Raw genomic sequence first — 16,520 nt, 5'->3', positions numbered from 1 at the left:
GGGAGCGTTGCCGCCTCTGGAAAAAATGGCTTGATGAAAACCATCAAGACAGTTGCTCCCACATTTGGTTTTGTGTTCTGTCTGGAGGTTCAGCGCCGCAGGTAGGAGCCGAAATCAATATCCCCGGCACTGAGTATCGCCTGCACCCGATTATGCACATTCAACTTGCGCAGGATCGCCGACACATGCGCCTTCACCGTGGTCTCGGCAATCTCCAGGGTGTACGCAATCTGCTTGTTCGACTCGCCCTTGGTCATCCGTTCCAACACCAGCAGTTGCTTGCGCGTCAGCGCCTGCAACAGTTCCGGGGCGAAACCGGGGTTGTCGTTCATGCGCCGTTGCCCGGTGTTTTTCTGGGAGCGGATGATGTCCGGCGGCAGGTACACGTTGCCGTTGAGAATCTGTTGGATCGCCTCGGTCATCTGCAGGCGTGGCGAGGACTTGGTGATAAACCCCACGGCGCCATACGTGATGGCTTGCAGCACGATTTGCTTGTCCTGTTCGGCCGAGACAATCACCACCGGGATGGTCGGTGACTCGTTGCGCAGGTTGATCAAACCGTTGAGGCCATGCATGCCGGGCATGTTCAAATCCAGCAGGATCAGGTCGAGGTCGTCGTGTTCCTGGGTCAGGGCGAGGGCACTCTCCAGGTCGGCGGTTTCCATCACCTCGCTGCCGGGAAAGCCGTCGCTGATAACGTTGTGGATCGCCTCGCGAAACAGCGGGTGATCGTCGGCAATCAAAATTTTGTACATGGCCGTTCACCTTCTTGTTGTGGTTTTTTATTCAAAGGGTTCGGGTGTCGCAGCCATCACTGGCAGGTTTGCCGCTTCCCATGCATCCAAGCCATCGCGATACCAGTACACAGAGGTATAGCCCAGCTCGGCGGCTCGTTTTACCGCGTTCCAACTCAGCCAGCAATCGGAGCGGCAGTAGAACACCAGCGGGCGTGCCAGGTTGCCGCCGGTGAACTTGTACAGATGTCGCACGAGATAGCCTTGCCATTCCGGTGAGAGGTCACCGTCGCCGGTGTTGGCCAGCCAGTGGCTGCCGGGCAGGTTGGCGTGGGGCTGGTCTTCGATGAAACGGCCTTGCAGCCACTGGCGCCGGTACACGTCGATCAGAACCGGTGCGGGCGTCTGGTTGAGCAGGGCTTGCAGGGCCGGGGTGTCGACGATGGTCGCAGCGGGCAGTTGATCGGGCGTAGGACTGCGGTACAGGCTGATGCGGTAGCCGTCGGCGGAAAACAGGGGTGGGTCGGCGTGTACGTGCGTGATGAACAGGCACAACAGGGCCGCTAGGGGCAGTCGAACGGGCAGCATGGTGGGTCCAGTCGTTATCGTTATGCACCTATTACACGCCAGTCCCGCTGCCTTGGGAATGCGACGATAGACAGCAAAACCAGTACCAAAGTAGTAGGTCGCGGCGCGGCGCGGGGTTCTAGCATGGGACGAGAGCCGCTGCCATTGGAGGCATTATGAATATCCTGTTGGTCGATGATCACGCCGTGGTCCGCCTGGGCTATGCCGGGCTGTTGCGCAGCGGCCTGCCGGGCGTGGTGGTGCGTGACGCGGCCAGTGGCGAAGAAGCCCTGGCGCGCGTGCATGAGGCGGTGCCCAACCTTGTGATCATCGGCTTCGGCCTGCCGGGCATCAGCGGCCTGGAAACTACTCGCCGCCTGCGCCAGCGCTTGCCGCAGTTGCGCGTGCTGTTTTTCAGCCAGCACGCCGAGTTGCCCCTGGTGCGCCAGGCTCTGGAGGCGGGCGCATCGGGCTACCTGACCAAAAGCGCGTCGCCTGCGGTGATGCTGGATGCGGTGGAGCGCATCCTCGACGGTCACACCTATATCGAACAGGACCTGGCGACCCAACTGGCCTATCACCCCACAGACCGCCGTTTGCAGAGCATGACCCAGCGCGAACTGGAGATTTTCCTGATGCTCGCCAGAGGTACCCCGGCCCGCTCGATTGCGGCCCAGCTGAGTATCAGCAGCAAGACCGTGTCCAATTACCTGACCTTGCTCAAGAGCAAGCTGCAGGTGAGTTCCCATGCTGAGTTGGTGCATTTGGGGATTGATATGGGGGTGGTGCGGGTGGCGGGATGACAGTGGCGACGCAAATCCCCTGTGGGAGCGGGCTTGCTCGCGAATGCAGTGTGTCAGTCACCCAATCCATTACTGATCCACCGCATTCGCGAGCAAGTCGAATCGTCGCACCGCCGCTCCCACATTTGGATTGCGTTGTCTCAGCGATCCCAAGTTGTGGGGCAGTCCGTGCAGCCCTCCATATTCGCATCCTGAAAGTTCGCATAGTGCTGGCGACTCCCCGTGAGCGTGGCCTTCTCCAGGTTGCTTTCACCGAACTTGGCCTCCTGCAGATTGGCATCACTGAGGTCCGCCCCTTGCAGGTCGGCCTTGCTCAACCACGTCATTTCCAGGTCAGCCGCACGCAGGTTGGCCTTGTGCATCTTCGCCCCTGACAACCGTGCAAATTGCAGGTAGGCCGCGCTGAGGTTGGCGTTTTCGAATTGCGCGCCCTGGGCAAACATCCCCCAGCCTTGCACGGCCATCAACGTGGCACCGGTAAAGTCGGCCAGGCGCAGATTGGCTTGCTGCAGGCTGGCGCGGGTCAGGTTGGCGCCTTGCAGTTGGGCTTTTTCCAGGTTGGCGAGGTCCAGGTTGGCGTGGCGCAAATCCGCATCGCGCAAATCGGCACCGGCCAGGTTCATTTTGCTCAGGTTCTGGTTGCGCAGGTTGGCGCCCTTGAGGTTGGCGCCGGGGCACTGGCTGTGTTCGGCGATGGTGCAACCGTTGATGATCAGGGGGGCGTCGTCGCCGTCGTCAGCGTGAGCTAAGGGTAGGGACAGTAGCAGTAATAAAGGCAGGTAGTTCATCTCGAAACCTCTTCAAACAGGCTCCCGGCCGTAGCAGCTGTCGAGCCCCGGCGAGGCTGCGTTGGCGGCGTGCCTGACACACCGCGGACGCAGCCTCGCTGGGGCTCGACAGCTGCCACGACGGGGATAGGGGGTTATTTCTGGGCAGTCTTGTTATCCCAACTCGGGATCTTGAACACCCAGAACGACCCACCCTGTGCCACCGGCTTGGTCAGCTCGGCCATGTCGCCGCCCCACAGCGGCACCGCGCCGCCATAGCCGACCGTCACGCCGACGTACTGCTCGCCATCCTGTTCCCAGGTGATCGGCGGCGAGACGATGCCGCTGCCGGTCTGGAACTTCCACAGTTCCTTGCCGGTTTTTGCGTCGAAAGCCTTGAAGAAACCGTCGCCGGTCCCGGTGAACACCAGGTTGCCCTTGGTCGCCAGCACGCCGGCCCACAGCGGCAGGGCTTCCTTGTGTTCCCACACCACCTTGCCGGTGGTCGGGTTCATCGCACGCAGGGTGCCAACGTGGTCGTCATACATACGCTTGATGCGAAAGCCCATCCCAAGGTAAGCCGAGCCTTTCTTGTAGTTGACCTCTTCGGTCCAGTACTCCTCTTTCCACTGATTGCCCGGGATGTAGAACAGGCCGGTGTCCTGGCTGTAGGCCATGGGATTCCAGTTTTTGCCACCAAGGAACGGCGGCGAGACTTCCACCGGCTTGCCCTTGGTTTCACCGGGCAATGGCTTGGCCGGACGCTGGCCTTCGTTCTCCACGGGGCGGCTGGTCTTCAGGTCGATGTGGCTGGCCCAAGTGATGTTGTCGACAAACGGGAAGGCGTTCTGCAGCTTGCCGTTGTTGCGGTCCACCACATAGAAGAAGCCGTTGCGGTCAGCGTGGCCGGTGGCCTTGATGACCTTGCCGTCCTTGTCCTTGTAGTCGAACAGCACCAGTTCGTTGTTGCCGGAGAAGTCCCAGGCATCGTTCGGCGTGTGCTGGTAGAACCACTTCACTTCGCCGGTGCTGGGGTCGACGCCGACCTGGCCCGAGGTGTAGAGGCTGTCGAAATCGTGGGGGTTGCCGTCCTTGGAGGTGCGCGCCCAGGTGTTCCATGGGCCAGGGTTGCCGGCACCGACGATGATGGTGTTGGTCTCGGCATCAAAGCTCGCGCTCTGCCAAGGCGCGCCGCCGCCGTGGCTCCAGGCCTCGACTTTGCCGGTTTCGGTGGTCGGGTCATTTGGCCACGAAGGAGCCTTGACGTCGCCGGTCGGGGTGCTGTCCTTGCCGTTCAGGCGGCCCATATGGCCTTCCACGAACGGACGCATCCAGACCTCTTCGCCGGTGTCCGGGTCGCGCGCAAACAATTGGCCGACCACGCCGAATTCATCGCCGGAGCTGCCGTGGATCAGCAGCACCTTGCCGCTGACCTTGTCTTTGACCAGCACCGGGGCGCCGGTCATGGTGTAGCCGGCGGCGTGGTCACCAAACTTCTTGTTCCACACCACTTTGCCGGTGTTTTTGTCGAGGGAAATCAGGCGCGCGTCGAGGGTGCCGAAGTAGATCTTGTCGCCAAAGATCGCCGCGCCACGGTTGACCACGTCACAGCACGGGCGAATGTTGTCGGGCAGGCGGTGGTTGTAGGTCCACAGGCGCTTGCCGGTCTTCGCATCAAGGGCGAACACACGGGAATACGAGCCGGTGACGTAGACCACGCCGTCATTGACGATGGCCTGGGATTCCTGGCCGCGTTGCTTCTCGTCGCCGAACGAGTAGGACCAGGCCGGGGTGAGCTTGAACACGTTCTTGTCGTTGACCTGGGCCAGGGGGCTCCAGCGTTGGGCGTTGGTGCCCATGCCGTATTGCAGCACGTCCTTGGTCGTCAGGTGGTCGTTGGCGATGTCTTCCCAGGTGACGTTGTGGGTTGGCTTCGCAGGTTCGACGGCAGCAGAGCTTGCAGCACTGAGGGACAGGCTGCCCACCAGCAGAAAGGCTTGCACGGCAAGGCTTAGGGGTGAGCGGGCGGGTAGCGATCTTATTGTCATGGTTGCAGTTCCCAGTGGAGGTTTTGGCCTGCACAGGTTGCTGCCTGGACGGGTTGGCGAATACGGAAAAAGTCCCGGTGTTGCCGGGACAATTTCCCGAACCGCCTCTGATTTAGCAGTGCCCCACAAGGCCTGCTACCAACGGATGAGAACCCGCCCACCAAAGCAGCATACGGGTGCTGCCGGGCGCTTCCTAAGATGGTTGCCATAGCCTCTGCCAAGAGGTTTTGCGTGCACTCCTGAGGGAAAAAATAATGACAACAAAACGCAACGCCTTGCTGACCGCCTGCCTCCTTACCGCTGCGATAGGTGCCGGTTCCGCCTGGGCCCACGGCAACGTGACCCCAACGGCCGTGGAAACCAAAGGCCTGACCCCGATCAAGGAGGCCGGCGTGCCGCTGGACGCCGATGGCTGGGCCGCGACCAACCCGTATCGCACCTCCCCGGAGCATGACAAGGCCGTCGAAGTCGGTGCCTCGGCGTACAACCAGAACTGCGCGGCGTGCCATGGCCTGGAAGCCAAGTCCGGTGGGATCGCCCCCGACCTGCGCATGCTGGATGCCGGTGACGCCGGGGATGAGTGGTTTGTCGAGCGGGTCCGCCACGGCGCCGTACGCGATGGCCGGGTGTACATGCCGAAAATGGCTGACTACCTGAGCCAGGAAGCCCTGTGGGCGGTGCGCACCTACCTCGACAGCGTGCACGTCGAGGAGTAAGCCATGCTTCTGCGCGGGTGGTGGGTCTGCTGTTTGCCGATGCTGGCCTGGGGCGCGCCCGTCGACCCGGTGCCCTCGGTGATGTGGGGCTACTACCACCAGCGTTTCCTCGACAATGCGCCGTTCGTATTCGACGCGCGCGTGAAGCTCTTGGCGCCGCCGTTCGCCGAGGACGCGCGCCAGGTGCCGTTGGAGATTGATGCTCGTGCGTTCAAGGGCGAGGTGGTGAAGATCCTTGCCTGGGCCGAACTCAACCCGCTGCCACAGATTGTCGACTTCCAGCCGGTGCAGCGCGTGCTGCCGTGGCTGTCGATCCGGATTCGCATCGAACAGGCCACGCCGTTGCGCGCAGCGGTGTTGACCCGGGATGGCATGTGGCACGTCGGCTCAACCCTGATCGATGCCGCCGGCGGCGGTTGCACGGCGCCGAGCGTGGTGCGCACGCAAGCGGGTTGGGAAGACCACCTCGGCGAAGTGCTCGGCGGGCGCTACCCGCGCGCCGAATTCAGCCGGGTGAAGCTGCAAGTTGCCCATCCGATGGATAACGGCATGGTCAGCGGTATCCCCGAGTTCTTCATCAACAGCGCTGAGTTGCGCGGCGCTGATAACGCCGTCTTGGCGCGCCTGGAACTGTTCCCCGCCGTCAGCGAAAACCCCAACCTGGCCTTCGACATCGAAGGCACCGGCCCCACGCGTTTGACCTTGCGCGACACCAGCGGCAGTCAATTCGAAGCGGTCATCCCATGACCCGTCGCTGGATTCTGCTCTGGCTGATCATGCTCAGCCAGCCGGTGCTGGCCGAGCTGGATTACGGCCTGAAACCCCGCCTGATCGCCGACGACACCTGGCTGCTGGAGGGCAGCACCGACAATTTCGGCAAGGACAATGGCGGCAACATCGTCAACGTCGGGTTCATCGTCACCGAACCCGGTGTGGTGGTGATCGACACCGGGCCGTCCAAGCGCTACGGCGAAGCCTTGCGACAGGCCATCGCCAGCGTCACCGATAAGCCGGTGATCCAGGTGTTGCTGACTCACCACCACCCCGACCATGCGCTCGGCAACCAAGCGTTCAAGGCGGTGCCCATCGGCGCCCTGGCCGGCACCGCCGAGTTACTGCACGAGCAGGGCGACAGCATGGCCGAGAACCTGTACCGCAGGGTTGGCGACTGGATGCGCGGCACTGAAGTGGTGTTGCCGAGTGAAGTGTTGCAAGCGGGTGCAAAAACCTTCGGCAGCCACGACCTGCAACTGCTGCACCTGCGCGGCCATACCGGTGCCGACCTGGCGATACACGACCGGAAGACCGGCGTGCTGTTTGCCGGTGACCTGGTGTTCTACCAGCGCGCGCTCACCACGCCCAATTCACCGGGCCTTGCACTGTGGCTGGCGGATATCGCCACCCTGCAAGGCTTGCCCTGGACCCTGATCGTGCCCGGCCACGGCCCTATTGCGGCGGATGCAAAACCCTTCGAACAGATGCGCGACTACCTCACCTGGCTCGACCAGCTCCTGCGTGACGGCGCCGTCCAAGGTCGCGATATGCCTGAGCTGATCCGCAGCCCGATCCCCGAACGTTTCGCGGCGATCAACCTCAGCCGCTACGAACTGATCCGCAGCGTGACCCACCTGTACCCGCAGTACGAACGCGAGCAGATGCAACGCCTGCACCCCAGACAACACCCACAACAAACAGAGGCCTCACCATGATCTACGCACAACCTGGCACCCCCGGCGCCATCGTCAGCTTCAAGCCGCGCTACGGCAATTACATCGGCGGTGAGTTTGTCGCGCCGATCAATGGCGAGTACTTCACCAATACCTCGCCGGTCACCGGCGAAGTCATCGCCGAGTTCCCGCGCTCCAGCGCCGCCGATATCGACAAGGCCCTCGACGCCGCCCACGCCGCCGCTGATGCCTGGGGCAAGACATCGGCCCAGGACCGCTCGCGGGTGTTGCTGAAAATCGCCGACCGCATCGAGCAGAACCTCGAAGTGCTGGCCGTGGCCGAGACCTGGGACAACGGCAAGGCCGTGCGCGAAACCCTCAACGCCGACGTGCCGCTGGCTGCTGACCATTTCCGCTACTTCGCCGGTTGCATCCGCGCCCAGGAAGGCGGCGCCGCCGAGATCAACGAACTGACCACCGCCTATCACTTCCACGAGCCGTTGGGTGTGGTCGGGCAGATCATTCCGTGGAACTTCCCGCTGCTGATGGCCGCGTGGAAACTTGCGCCGGCGTTGGCCGCCGGTAACTGCATCGTGCTCAAGCCAGCTGAGCAGACGCCGCTGTCGATCATGGTATTTGCCGAGCTGATCAATGATCTGCTGCCGCCGGGCGTGCTCAACATCGTGCAAGGCTTTGGCCGCGAAGCGGGGGAGGCGTTGGCCACCAGCAAGCGCATCGCCAAGATCGCCTTTACCGGCTCCACCCCGGTGGGCGCGCACATCATGCACGCGGCGGCCGAGAACATTATTCCGTCCACCGTAGAGCTGGGTGGCAAGTCGCCGAATATCTTCTTTGAAGACATCATGCAGGCCGAGCCGCAATTTATCGAAAAAGCCGCCGAAGGCCTGGTGCTGGCGTTCTTCAACCAGGGCGAAGTGTGCACCTGCCCATCGCGGGCGCTGGTGCAGGAGTCGATCTACGATGCGTTCATGGCCGAGGTGATGAAGAAGATCGTCAAGATCAAGCGCGGCAACCCACTGGACACCGAAACCATGGTCGGCGCCCAGGCGTCCGAGCAGCAATACGACAAGATCCTTTCCTACCTGAAGATCGCTCAGGAAGAGGGCGCGGTACTGCTGGCTGGCGGCGCGGCCGAGCGTCTGGAAGGCGACCTGTCCAGCGGCTATTACATCCAGCCGACCCTGCTCAAGGGCCACAACAAAATGCGCGTGTTCCAAGAGGAAATCTTCGGGCCGGTAGTGGGCGTGACCACCTTCAAGGACGAGGCCGAAGCGTTGGCGATAGCCAATGACAGCGAGTTCGGCCTGGGCGCCGGTTTGTGGACCCGCGACATCAACCGCGCGTACCGCATGGGCCGAGCGATCAAGGCCGGGCGTGTGTGGACCAACTGTTATCACCTGTACCCGGCGCATGCGGCGTTTGGTGGGTACAAGAAGTCGGGCGTGGGGCGTGAGAACCACAAGATGATGCTCGACCATTACCAACAGACCAAAAACCTGCTGGTGAGCTACGACATCAATCCACTGGGTTTCTTCTAACCCTCAAACCTGAAATGCAATCCACTGTGGGAGCTGGCTTGCCTGCGATAGCGGTGTATCAGCGACTGATTTGTATCTGACCCAGCGCTATCGCAGGCAAGCCAGCTCCCACATTTTGATTGGCATCTATCCGCGACTAATGCAGTGTCTTCGCTACTTCGAAAGTAGCATTCGCTCCTCCACCCACCCATGCATTAATGCCCTTACCGGAATCTTCCGGCACAACAAGAGGACTAACCCCCATGTGGACCAAACCCGCGTTTACCGACCTGCGTATCGGCTTCGAAGTCACTATGTACTTCGCTAGCCGCTGATCTCGGGTGCTGCAGGAAGGATGCCTCTTTGGTCTGATTGCAATCGCAGCCGGATGAGTTAGTGTGGAGCGCATTCTTCCAAAATAATAAAAACAGGCTTTCCAATGAGCCCAAATCTGAGCCTTCTGCGTAAATTCGTCTCGCCTGAAATCATCTTTGGTGCCGGCTGCCGGCACAACGTCGGCAACTATGCCAAGACCTTTGGCGCGCGCAAGGTGCTGGTGGTCAGCGACCCCGGGGTGATCGCCGCCGGTTGGGTGGCTGATGTGGAAGCCAGCCTGCAAGCCATTGGTGTCGACTACTGCCTGTACACCGCCGTGTCGCCCAACCCCCGCGTCGAAGAAGTGATGCTCGGTGCCGAGGTGTACCGCGAAAACCACTGCGATGTGATCGTGGCCATTGGCGGCGGTAGCCCGATGGATTGCGGCAAGGCCATCGGCATTGTGGTGGCCCACGGGCGCAGCATCCTTGAGTTCGAGGGCGTGGATACCATTCGTGTGCCCAGCCCGCCACTGATCCTCATCCCAACCACCGCCGGCACCTCGGCGGATGTCTCGCAGTTCGTAATCATCTCCAACCAGCAGGAACGCATGAAGTTCTCCATCGTCAGCAAGGCGGTGGTGCCGGACGTGTCGCTGATCGACCCGGAAACCACCGCCACCATGGACCCGTTCCTGTCCGCCTGTACCGGTATTGACGCACTGGTGCATGCCATCGAAGCGTTCGTCTCCACCGGCCATGGTCCGCTGACCGACCCGCATGCGCTGGAGGCGATGCGCCTGATCAACGGCAACCTGGTGCAGATGATCGCCAACCCCGGCGACATTGCCCTGCGCGAGAAAATCATGCTCGGCAGCATGCAGGCCGGCCTGGCGTTTTCCAATGCGATCCTTGGCGCGGTGCATGCCATGTCCCACAGCCTGGGTGGCTTCCTCGATTTGCCCCATGGCTTGTGCAACGCGGTGCTGGTGGAGCATGTGGTGGCGTTCAACTACAACTCGGCGCCGGAGCGTTTCCAGGTGATTGCCGAGACGTTCGGCATCGACTGCCGCGGCCTCAATCATCGGCAGATCTGCGGACGGCTGGTGGAGCATCTGATCGCACTGAAGCACGCGATTGGCTTCCATGAAACCCTCGGCCTGCATGGCGTGCGCGTGGCGGACATTCCGTTCCTGTCCCAGCATGCGATGCATGACCCGTGCATCCTCACGAATCCGAGGGAGTCGAGCCAGCGCGACGTCGAGGTTGTCTATGGCGAAGCGCTCTGAGGACCAGCAACGCGCCCTCGCGGGGTTGCTGGGGCTGGGCAATCACTCCGCGCGCAAGAGCCATTACCCGGAACTCGCCGCGCGACTGGACGAGCTGGAGGCCGAGCGCAACCGCTATATCCGCCTCAACGATGAGCTGGAACAGCGCGTCGCCGCGCGCACCGATGAACTGCTCGAAGCCAACCTCAACCTGCAACAGCAGATCGCCCAGCGCGAACAGATCGAACAGGACCTGCGCGATGCCCGTGACGCCGCCCAGGCCGCCAACCGCAGCAAGGACAAATACCTCGCCGCCGCCAGCCATGACCTGCTGCAGCCGTTGAATGCCGCGCGATTGCTGATCGCCACCTTGCGCGAGCGACAGTTGCCCAGCGTTGAGCAGGTGCTGGTGGAGCGCACGCACCAGGCGCTGGAAGGCGCCGAGGATTTGCTCACCGATTTGCTCGATATCTCGCGGCTGGATCAGGCGGCGGTCAAACCGGACGTGGCGTTGTATCGGCTGGACGAGCTGTTCGCGCCGCTGGTTTCGGAGTTTCAATCTGTCGCCCAGGCGGCCGGGTTGAACCTGCGGGTGCGCACCGGCTGTTATGCGATCAATACCGACTTGCGGCTGTTGACGCGGATTCTGCGTAATTTCCTCAGCAATGCCTGTCGTTATACCGACGAAGGTTGCATCCTGCTCGGTGCTCGACGCCGAGGGGATCGCCTGCGCCTGGAAGTGTGGGACACCGGTCGCGGGATTGCGGCCGACCGGCTGGAGGCGATCTTCCTCGAGTTCAACCAGCTCGACGTCGGCCGCGCCTCGGACCGCAAGGGGGTAGGGCTGGGGCTGGCGATTGTCGAGCGTATTGCCGAGATTCTGGGGTATCCGATTGCCGTGCGTTCCTGGCCGGGGCGGGGTTCGATGTTCAGCATCGAGGTGCCGTTGAGTGACGAAATGCCCCTGCCGATCAGCCAGTTGCCGGTGCAACCGACCACGGGCAACCCGCTGCCAGGGCGGCGTTTGCTGGTGATCGACAACGAAGTGAGCATCCTCGAGAGCATGCGCGCGCTGCTCGGGCAGTGGGGCTGCGAAGTGGTCACCGCCACCGACCAGGCGGGTGCGTTGCTGGCCTTGCAGGGCAGGGCGCCGGAGCTGATCCTGGCGGACTATCACTTGGACCATGGGGTGGTGGGCTGTGCGGTGGTCAAGCACCTGCGCGAGCATTTCGAGCAGCACATTCCTGCGGTGATCATCACGGCTGACCGTACTGACCAATGTCGACGTGCCTTGCGTCGCCTCGAAGCACCGCTGTTGAACAAACCGGTTAAGCCCGGCAAATTGCGCGCGGTGTTGAGTCAGTTATTGGCCTAGGTCAACACGCCGCAGGTGGTTTTGCCCCATGCTCAGGGCTCTGATCTAGAGCCTTGGAGCACCCGATGAGCGCGGCATCCTTTAAATTACCCTTGGGCCTGGTTATCGCGGTGCTGGTAATGACCGGCGTGCTGCTGTTGCCGCTGCCCGCCGACTTGCCGGTGGCCGGGCACCGCATGCTGGCGATCCTCGCGTTTGCCGTGGTGGTGTGGATCACCGAAGCGGTGTCCTATGAAGCCAGCGCGATCATGATCACTTCGCTGATAGCGTTTTTGCTGGGTACCGCGCCGTCGCTGCAAGACCCGACGCATGTGATCGGCACCAGCCCGGCGATCAGCATGGCCCTTACCGGGTTCTCCAACCCGGCGTTGGCGCTGGTGGCCGGCGCGCTGTTTATCGCCGCCGCCATGACCCACACCGGCCTGGATCGGCGCATCGCCTTGGTGACGTTGAGTCGGGTCGGCACCAGCACCCGGCGCATCCTGCTGGGGGCGATTGCGGTGACTATCCTGCTCAGCCTGGTGGTGCCTAGCGCTACGGCGCGCAGTGCCTGCGTGGTGCCGATCATGATGGGTGTGATCGCGGCCTTTGGTGTCGACAAACGCTCGAATATCGCCGCCGGCATCATGATCGTCGTCGCCCAGGGCACCAGCATCTGGAACGTCGGCATCCAGACCGCCGCCGCACAGAACCTGCTGACGGTCGGCTTCATGGACAAGATGCTGGGTCAGCGCGTGTCATGGATCGACTGGCTGATCGCCGGCGCGCCGTGGGCGTTGATCATGTCGGCGGTGTTGCTGTTCCTGGTGCTCAAATTGCTGCCGCCGGAAACCGACAGCATCCCCGGCGGTAAAGAGGCGGTGGCGCAGTCGCTGGTGGAGATAGGGCCCATGACCGGGCCGCAGAAGCGCCTGTTGAGCGTTTCGGTATTGCTGCTGCTGGCCTGGGCCACGGAAGGGCGCCTGCACAGTTTCGACACCACCTCCACGACCTACGCCGGGCTGGTGTTTCTGCTATTGCCGGGTATCGGCGTGATGACCTGGAAGGATGTGCAGTCACGCATTCCGTGGGGCACGGTGATTGTGTTCGGGGTTGGCATCAGCCTCGGCACGGCGCTGCTGACCACCCAGGCCGGGCAATGGCTGGGTTCTGCTGTCGTGGCCCACACGGGGTTGGATCAAGTTGGGCCCTTGGGTGTGTTTGCAATCCTCGGCGCATTCCTGATCCTGATTCATCTGGGATTCGCCAGCGCCACGGCGTTGACCTCGGCGTTGCTGCCGATTTTGATCGCGGTGCTGCAGACCTTGCCGGGGGATTTCAGCCGGTTGGGCATGACCATGCTGTTGGGGTTTGTGATGAGCTATGGGTTTATCCTGCCGATCAATGCGCCGCAGAACATGGTGTGCCTGGGGGCGGGGACGTTTACGGCGCGGCAGTTTGCCAACGTGGGGATTCTGGTGACGCTGATTGGGTACCTGTTGATGTTGGTGTTTGCGGCGACTTATTGGAGTTGGTTGGGTTGGGTTTGATTGAGTACATATCCGTTATTTGGGGCTCTTTTCCAAAAGTGAGCCGCCGTAAGGGCGGAACCAATAGCCGCCATGACCGCAAAAACGGATATGTACCCAATCCCCCCCAGGCCGGCCTAAAGGCCGCCACACCAAGACCAATTCCACCCCCAACATGGCAAGATGAACTCCGCTCAGGTTTACTACTCCCTGAGTAACCGTTTTACCGACTCCCCCGTCGGGCCATCTAGGTCATCGAATGAACACATACACCCCCCACACCTGGGAACCCCACGAGCGGCCAAGCCTCCCCGGTTCACCGTCAACCCCGCTGCACCCCACGCACAAGCGTTGGCTGTTCGCGATGGTCGGCGTGCTGGTGGCAATCACCGGGGGCCTGGGCAACGCGCTGGTGATCGCCAACCTGCAATACCTGCAAGGCGCACTCGGTGCGACCACCGCCGAAATGGCCTGGCTGCCCGCCGCCTATGTCATGACCAACGTATGCATGAACCTGTTGCTGGTGAAGTTCCGCCAACAGTTCGGCCTGCGCGCATTCACCGAGGTGTTCCTGGTGCTCTATGCCCTAGTCACTTTCGGCCACTTGTTCGTCAACGACCTCAGCTCAGCCATCGCCGTGCGGGCGGCCCACGGTATGGTGGGCGCGGCGCTGAGTTCATTGGGTTTGTACTACATGATCCAGGCATTCCCGGCCAAGTGGCGTTTGAAGGCGCTGGTGCTCGGGCTGGGCACGGCGCAACTGGCGTTGCCATTGGCGCGGTTGTTCTCCGAAGATTTGCTGCAAATCGCCGAATGGCGCGGCTTGTACCTGTTCGAGCTAGGCCTGGCGCTGATCTGCCTGGGCTGTGTGTTCCTGCTCAAGTTGCCGCCGGGCGATCGCTTCAAGACCTTCGAAAAACTCGACTTCCTCACCTTCGCCATCCTCGCGACCGGCGTCGCCTTGCTCTGCGCAGTGCTGTCCCTGGGCCGCATCGACTGGTGGCTGGAAGCCCCGTGGATCGGCGTGGCCTCGGCCTGCTCCCTGGTGTTGATCATGGCCGGCCTCGCCATCGAGCATAACCGCAGCAACCCGATGCTGATGACCCGCTGGCTCGGCAGCGGCACCATGATTCGCCTGGCGCTGGCGGTGGTGCTGATTCGCATGGTGCTGTCCGAGCAGTCCACCGGCGCCGTGGGTTTCATGCAGATGCTGAACATGAGCTACCAGCAGATGCACACGCTGTACGTGGTGATGCTGGCTGGGGCAATTGCCGGGCTGGTAGTGAGTGCGTTGACGATCAACCCGGCGCACTTGCTGATGCCGCTGGTGATTTCCCTGGCGCTGATGGCCACGGGGTCGGTGATGGACAGCTTCTCCAGCAACCTGACCCGTCCGCAGAATCTGTACATCAGCCAGTTCCTGCTAGGCTTCGGCGGTACGTTCTTCCTCGGGCCGACCATGGTGCTGGGCACCAAGAACGTGTTGACCAACCCGCGCAACCTGGTGAGTTTTTCGGTGATGTTCGGTATTTGCCAGAACCTCGGCGGCCTGATGGGTGCGGCGTTGCTTGGCACCTTCCAGATCGTGCGCGAGAAGTATCACTCCAGCATGATCGTCGAGCACCTGACCCTGCTCGACCCGCGTGTGGCCGCGCGAGTGCAGAGCGGCGGTTCAGCCTACGGCGGTATTGTCGCCGACCCCGAGCTGCGTAATCTGATGGGCATTCGCAGCCTCGCCACGGCGGCCACCCGTGAAGCGAACGTGATGGCCTACAACGATGTCTTCATGCTGATCGCGATCATCGCGATACTGACCATGAGCTGGATCTTTATCCGCAGTCTGTGGCTGATGAGCACCACCAAGGCAGCAACCACTCCCGTTCAACCCAGCGGCGCACCTTCATGACCGAACCTTCAACCACCACCACCACCGCCATCGCTTCCACCCCGGAGGGCAGCACGCCACCAGGCGCCGTGCCTACCGAGTTGCGGCCGTTGCGGGTGCGGATTATCTCGTCCCTGGGCTTTGCCGCGATTGCCATCGTCGGTGTGCTGATCGTGCTGTACGCATGGCAATTGCCGCCGTTCAGCAGTGCGGTGGAAACCACCGAAAATGCCCTGGTGCGTGGGCAGGTCACGATTATCGGGCCGCAGCTCAGCGGCTACGTGTTCGAAGTGCCGGTGCAGGATTTCCAGTACGTGAAGACCGGCGACCTGCTGGTACGTCTCGACGACCGTATCTACAAGCAGCGCCTGGACCAGGCGCTGGCGCAGCTGGCGGTGCAGAAGGCGTCATTGGCCAATGTGGTACAACAGCGCAACAGCGCCGAGGCCACGATCAAATTGCGCCAGGCCGCGTTGGCGGACAGCCAGGCGCAGGCGCGCAAGAGCACGGCCGATCTGCGCCGTAACGAAGCGTTGATCAGCGACGGCTCGGTGTCCAAGCGCGAGCTGGATGTGACCCGCGCCGCCAACGCGCAGACCATTGCAGCAGTGGCCCAGGCCCAGGCCAGCCTGGAAATCGCGCGGCAGGATTTGCAGACGGTGATCGTCAATCGTGGCTCCCTGGAAGCCGCCGTGGCGAGTGCCGATGCGGCCGTGGAGTTGGCACGTATCGACCTGTCCAACACCCGCATCACGGCGCCGCGTGACGGCCAACTGGGGCAGATCGGCGTGCGCCTGGGGGCTTACGTCAACTCCGGTGCGCAGTTGATGGCGCTGGTGCCGCCGCAGCTGTGGGTGATCGCCAACATGAAAGAAACCCAGATGGATAATGTGCAGGTCGGCCAGCCGGTGACTTTTACCGTGGATGCGCTGAACCACCGCAAATTCCACGGCACGGTGCAGCATATTTCCCCGGCCACCGGCTCGGAGTTCAGCCTGTTGCAGGCGGATAACGCCACCGGCAACTTTGTGAAGATCGCACAGCGGGTGCCGGTCAGGATTACGGTGGATCCGGATCAGGCCGAGAGCGAGCGGTTGCGCCCGGGGTTGTCTGTAGTTGTCAGTATCGATACCGCAGGCCGCCTGAAAAACAGCCCACCCTGACGGAACGCGGTCAATGTGGGAGCTGGCTTGTCGAATCGTTGAACCGCTGCGATAGCTCTCTGTCAGCTGATGCAGCGCTCACTGATGTACCGCTATCGCAGCATAGGTATCTACACATTTTAGATGTGATAGTGCGTAGCAGCTGTCGAGCCCTGGCGAGGCTGCGT

The 16,520-nt window shown here is 62.1% G+C and carries 15 protein-coding genes; 11 read left to right on the top strand and 4 right to left on the bottom strand.

The genetic code is table 11. The features are described 5' to 3' along the window. Nucleotides 1-89: 89 nt before the first annotated feature. Together JBO08_RS27915 and JBO08_RS27910 are read right to left on the bottom strand one after the other, a co-directional pair. Nucleotides 90-755, bottom strand: coding sequence for a response regulator transcription factor (locus JBO08_RS27915; protein WP_065872377.1), 666 nt, complete (start codon nt 753-755; stop codon nt 90-92). Nucleotides 756-782: 27 nt separating this feature from the next. Then, nucleotides 783-1,322 (bottom strand): PQQ-dependent catabolism-associated CXXCW motif protein, encoded by a 540-nt coding sequence (locus JBO08_RS27910; protein WP_220075300.1) that lies wholly within the window; start codon nt 1,320-1,322, stop codon nt 783-785. 155 nt (nt 1,323-1,477) lie between these two features. On the opposite strand from JBO08_RS27910, the gene JBO08_RS27905 reads away from it, so the two are divergent. Continuing rightward, the gene (locus JBO08_RS27905; protein ID WP_065872375.1) at nt 1,478-2,104 is read left to right on the top strand and encodes a response regulator transcription factor; all 627 of its coding nucleotides are present in this window, start codon (nt 1,478-1,480) and stop codon (nt 2,102-2,104) included. Nucleotides 2,105-2,244: 140 nt separating this feature from the next. Here JBO08_RS27905 and JBO08_RS27900 read toward each other — a convergent pair whose 3' ends face one another. Together JBO08_RS27900 and exaA are read right to left on the bottom strand one after the other, a co-directional pair. Next, a complete protein-coding gene (locus JBO08_RS27900; RefSeq protein WP_220075301.1) occupies nt 2,245-2,892 on the bottom strand; it encodes a pentapeptide repeat-containing protein in 648 nt (215 codons plus the stop codon). Between the two features lie 134 nt (nt 2,893-3,026). Next, entirely contained in the window at nt 3,027-4,919 is a 1,893-nt protein-coding gene (gene exaA / locus JBO08_RS27895) for a PQQ-dependent methanol/ethanol family dehydrogenase (RefSeq protein WP_220075302.1), read from the bottom strand. Between the two features lie 254 nt (nt 4,920-5,173). Here exaA and pedF point away from each other — a divergent pair, with 254 nt between their 5' ends. From pedF to JBO08_RS27845, 10 genes are all read left to right on the top strand, one after another. Then, on the top strand, nt 5,174-5,635 hold the full coding sequence (gene pedF, locus JBO08_RS27890; RefSeq protein WP_065872372.1) for a cytochrome c-550 PedF: 462 nt from the start codon (nt 5,174-5,176) through the stop codon (nt 5,633-5,635). A 3-nt stretch (nt 5,636-5,638) separates the two neighbouring features. Then, nucleotides 5,639-6,382, top strand: a complete 744-nt coding sequence (locus JBO08_RS27885) for a quinoprotein dehydrogenase-associated SoxYZ-like carrier (protein ID WP_065872371.1) — start codon at nt 5,639-5,641, stop codon at nt 6,380-6,382. After that, nucleotides 6,379-7,344 carry a quinoprotein relay system zinc metallohydrolase 1 gene (locus JBO08_RS27880; protein ID WP_220075303.1) on the top strand — a complete coding sequence of 322 codons (966 nt, stop codon included), beginning with the start codon at nt 6,379-6,381 and terminating at the stop codon, nt 7,342-7,344. Before JBO08_RS27885 ends, JBO08_RS27880 begins: the two co-directional genes overlap by 4 nt. Then, nucleotides 7,341-8,861, top strand: coding sequence for an aldehyde dehydrogenase family protein (locus tag JBO08_RS27875; protein ID WP_065872369.1), 1,521 nt, complete (start codon nt 7,341-7,343; stop codon nt 8,859-8,861). The genes JBO08_RS27880 and JBO08_RS27875 overlap by 4 nt, the downstream gene beginning before the upstream one ends. Nucleotides 8,862-9,103: 242 nt before the next feature. After that, nucleotides 9,104-9,175: a pyrroloquinoline quinone precursor peptide PqqA gene (pqqA, locus tag JBO08_RS27870; RefSeq protein WP_010209364.1), complete on the top strand. Its 72-nt coding sequence runs from the start codon at nt 9,104-9,106 to the stop codon at nt 9,173-9,175. 104 nt (nt 9,176-9,279) lie between these two features. After that, complete coding sequence (ercA, locus tag JBO08_RS27865) at nt 9,280-10,443, top strand: alcohol dehydrogenase-like regulatory protein ErcA (RefSeq protein ID WP_065872368.1); 1,164 nt, start codon at nt 9,280-9,282, stop codon at nt 10,441-10,443. Beyond that, nucleotides 10,427-11,797: a hybrid sensor histidine kinase/response regulator gene (locus JBO08_RS27860; protein ID WP_065872367.1), complete on the top strand. Its 1,371-nt coding sequence runs from the start codon at nt 10,427-10,429 to the stop codon at nt 11,795-11,797. The genes ercA and JBO08_RS27860 overlap by 17 nt, the downstream gene beginning before the upstream one ends. A 65-nt stretch (nt 11,798-11,862) precedes the next feature. Further along, the gene (locus JBO08_RS27855; protein WP_220075304.1) at nt 11,863-13,326 is read left to right on the top strand and encodes a DASS family sodium-coupled anion symporter; all 1,464 of its coding nucleotides are present in this window, start codon (nt 11,863-11,865) and stop codon (nt 13,324-13,326) included. 238 nt (nt 13,327-13,564) lie between these two features. Beyond that, nucleotides 13,565-15,211 carry an MFS transporter gene (locus JBO08_RS27850; RefSeq protein ID WP_065880004.1) on the top strand — a complete coding sequence of 549 codons (1,647 nt, stop codon included), beginning with the start codon at nt 13,565-13,567 and terminating at the stop codon, nt 15,209-15,211. Further along, on the top strand, nt 15,208-16,353 hold the full coding sequence (locus JBO08_RS27845; protein ID WP_065872364.1) for an HlyD family secretion protein: 1,146 nt from the start codon (nt 15,208-15,210) through the stop codon (nt 16,351-16,353). The genes JBO08_RS27850 and JBO08_RS27845 overlap by 4 nt, the downstream gene beginning before the upstream one ends. The last annotated feature ends 167 nt before the right edge of the window (nt 16,354-16,520 follow it).

It is taken from the genome of Pseudomonas sp. LAP_36 (assembly GCF_019456785.1).
Lineage (GTDB): Bacteria > Pseudomonadota > Gammaproteobacteria > Pseudomonadales > Pseudomonadaceae > Aquipseudomonas > Aquipseudomonas tritici.
The sequence above is the reverse complement of the archived record's forward strand: the minus strand, read 5'-3'. Positions and strand labels throughout refer to the sequence as shown.

What these genes read in the sequence shown, in the direction of transcription:
- ercA (WP_065872368.1), top strand. Translation starts at nt 9,280, where the DNA reads ATGAGCCCAAATCTGAGCCTTCTGCGTAAATTCGTCTCGCCTGAAATC.
- JBO08_RS27855 (WP_220075304.1), top strand. Translation starts at nt 11,863, where the DNA reads ATGAGCGCGGCATCCTTTAAATTACCCTTGGGCCTGGTTATCGCGGTG.
- JBO08_RS27875 (WP_065872369.1), top strand. Translation starts at nt 7,341, where the DNA reads ATGATCTACGCACAACCTGGCACCCCCGGCGCCATCGTCAGCTTCAAG.
- JBO08_RS27850 (WP_065880004.1), top strand. Translation starts at nt 13,565, where the DNA reads ATGAACACATACACCCCCCACACCTGGGAACCCCACGAGCGGCCAAGC.
- JBO08_RS27910 (WP_220075300.1), bottom strand. Translation starts at nt 1,322, where the DNA reads ATGCTGCCCGTTCGACTGCCCCTAGCGGCCCTGTTGTGCCTGTTCATC.
- JBO08_RS27885 (WP_065872371.1), top strand. Translation starts at nt 5,639, where the DNA reads ATGCTTCTGCGCGGGTGGTGGGTCTGCTGTTTGCCGATGCTGGCCTGG.
- JBO08_RS27905 (WP_065872375.1), top strand. Translation starts at nt 1,478, where the DNA reads ATGAATATCCTGTTGGTCGATGATCACGCCGTGGTCCGCCTGGGCTAT.
- JBO08_RS27915 (WP_065872377.1), bottom strand. Translation starts at nt 755, where the DNA reads ATGTACAAAATTTTGATTGCCGACGATCACCCGCTGTTTCGCGAGGCG.
- exaA (WP_220075302.1), bottom strand. Translation starts at nt 4,919, where the DNA reads ATGACAATAAGATCGCTACCCGCCCGCTCACCCCTAAGCCTTGCCGTG.
- JBO08_RS27880 (WP_220075303.1), top strand. Translation starts at nt 6,379, where the DNA reads ATGACCCGTCGCTGGATTCTGCTCTGGCTGATCATGCTCAGCCAGCCG.
- pedF (WP_065872372.1), top strand. Translation starts at nt 5,174, where the DNA reads ATGACAACAAAACGCAACGCCTTGCTGACCGCCTGCCTCCTTACCGCT.
- JBO08_RS27845 (WP_065872364.1), top strand. Translation starts at nt 15,208, where the DNA reads ATGACCGAACCTTCAACCACCACCACCACCGCCATCGCTTCCACCCCG.
- JBO08_RS27860 (WP_065872367.1), top strand. Translation starts at nt 10,427, where the DNA reads ATGGCGAAGCGCTCTGAGGACCAGCAACGCGCCCTCGCGGGGTTGCTG.
- JBO08_RS27900 (WP_220075301.1), bottom strand. Translation starts at nt 2,892, where the DNA reads ATGAACTACCTGCCTTTATTACTGCTACTGTCCCTACCCTTAGCTCAC.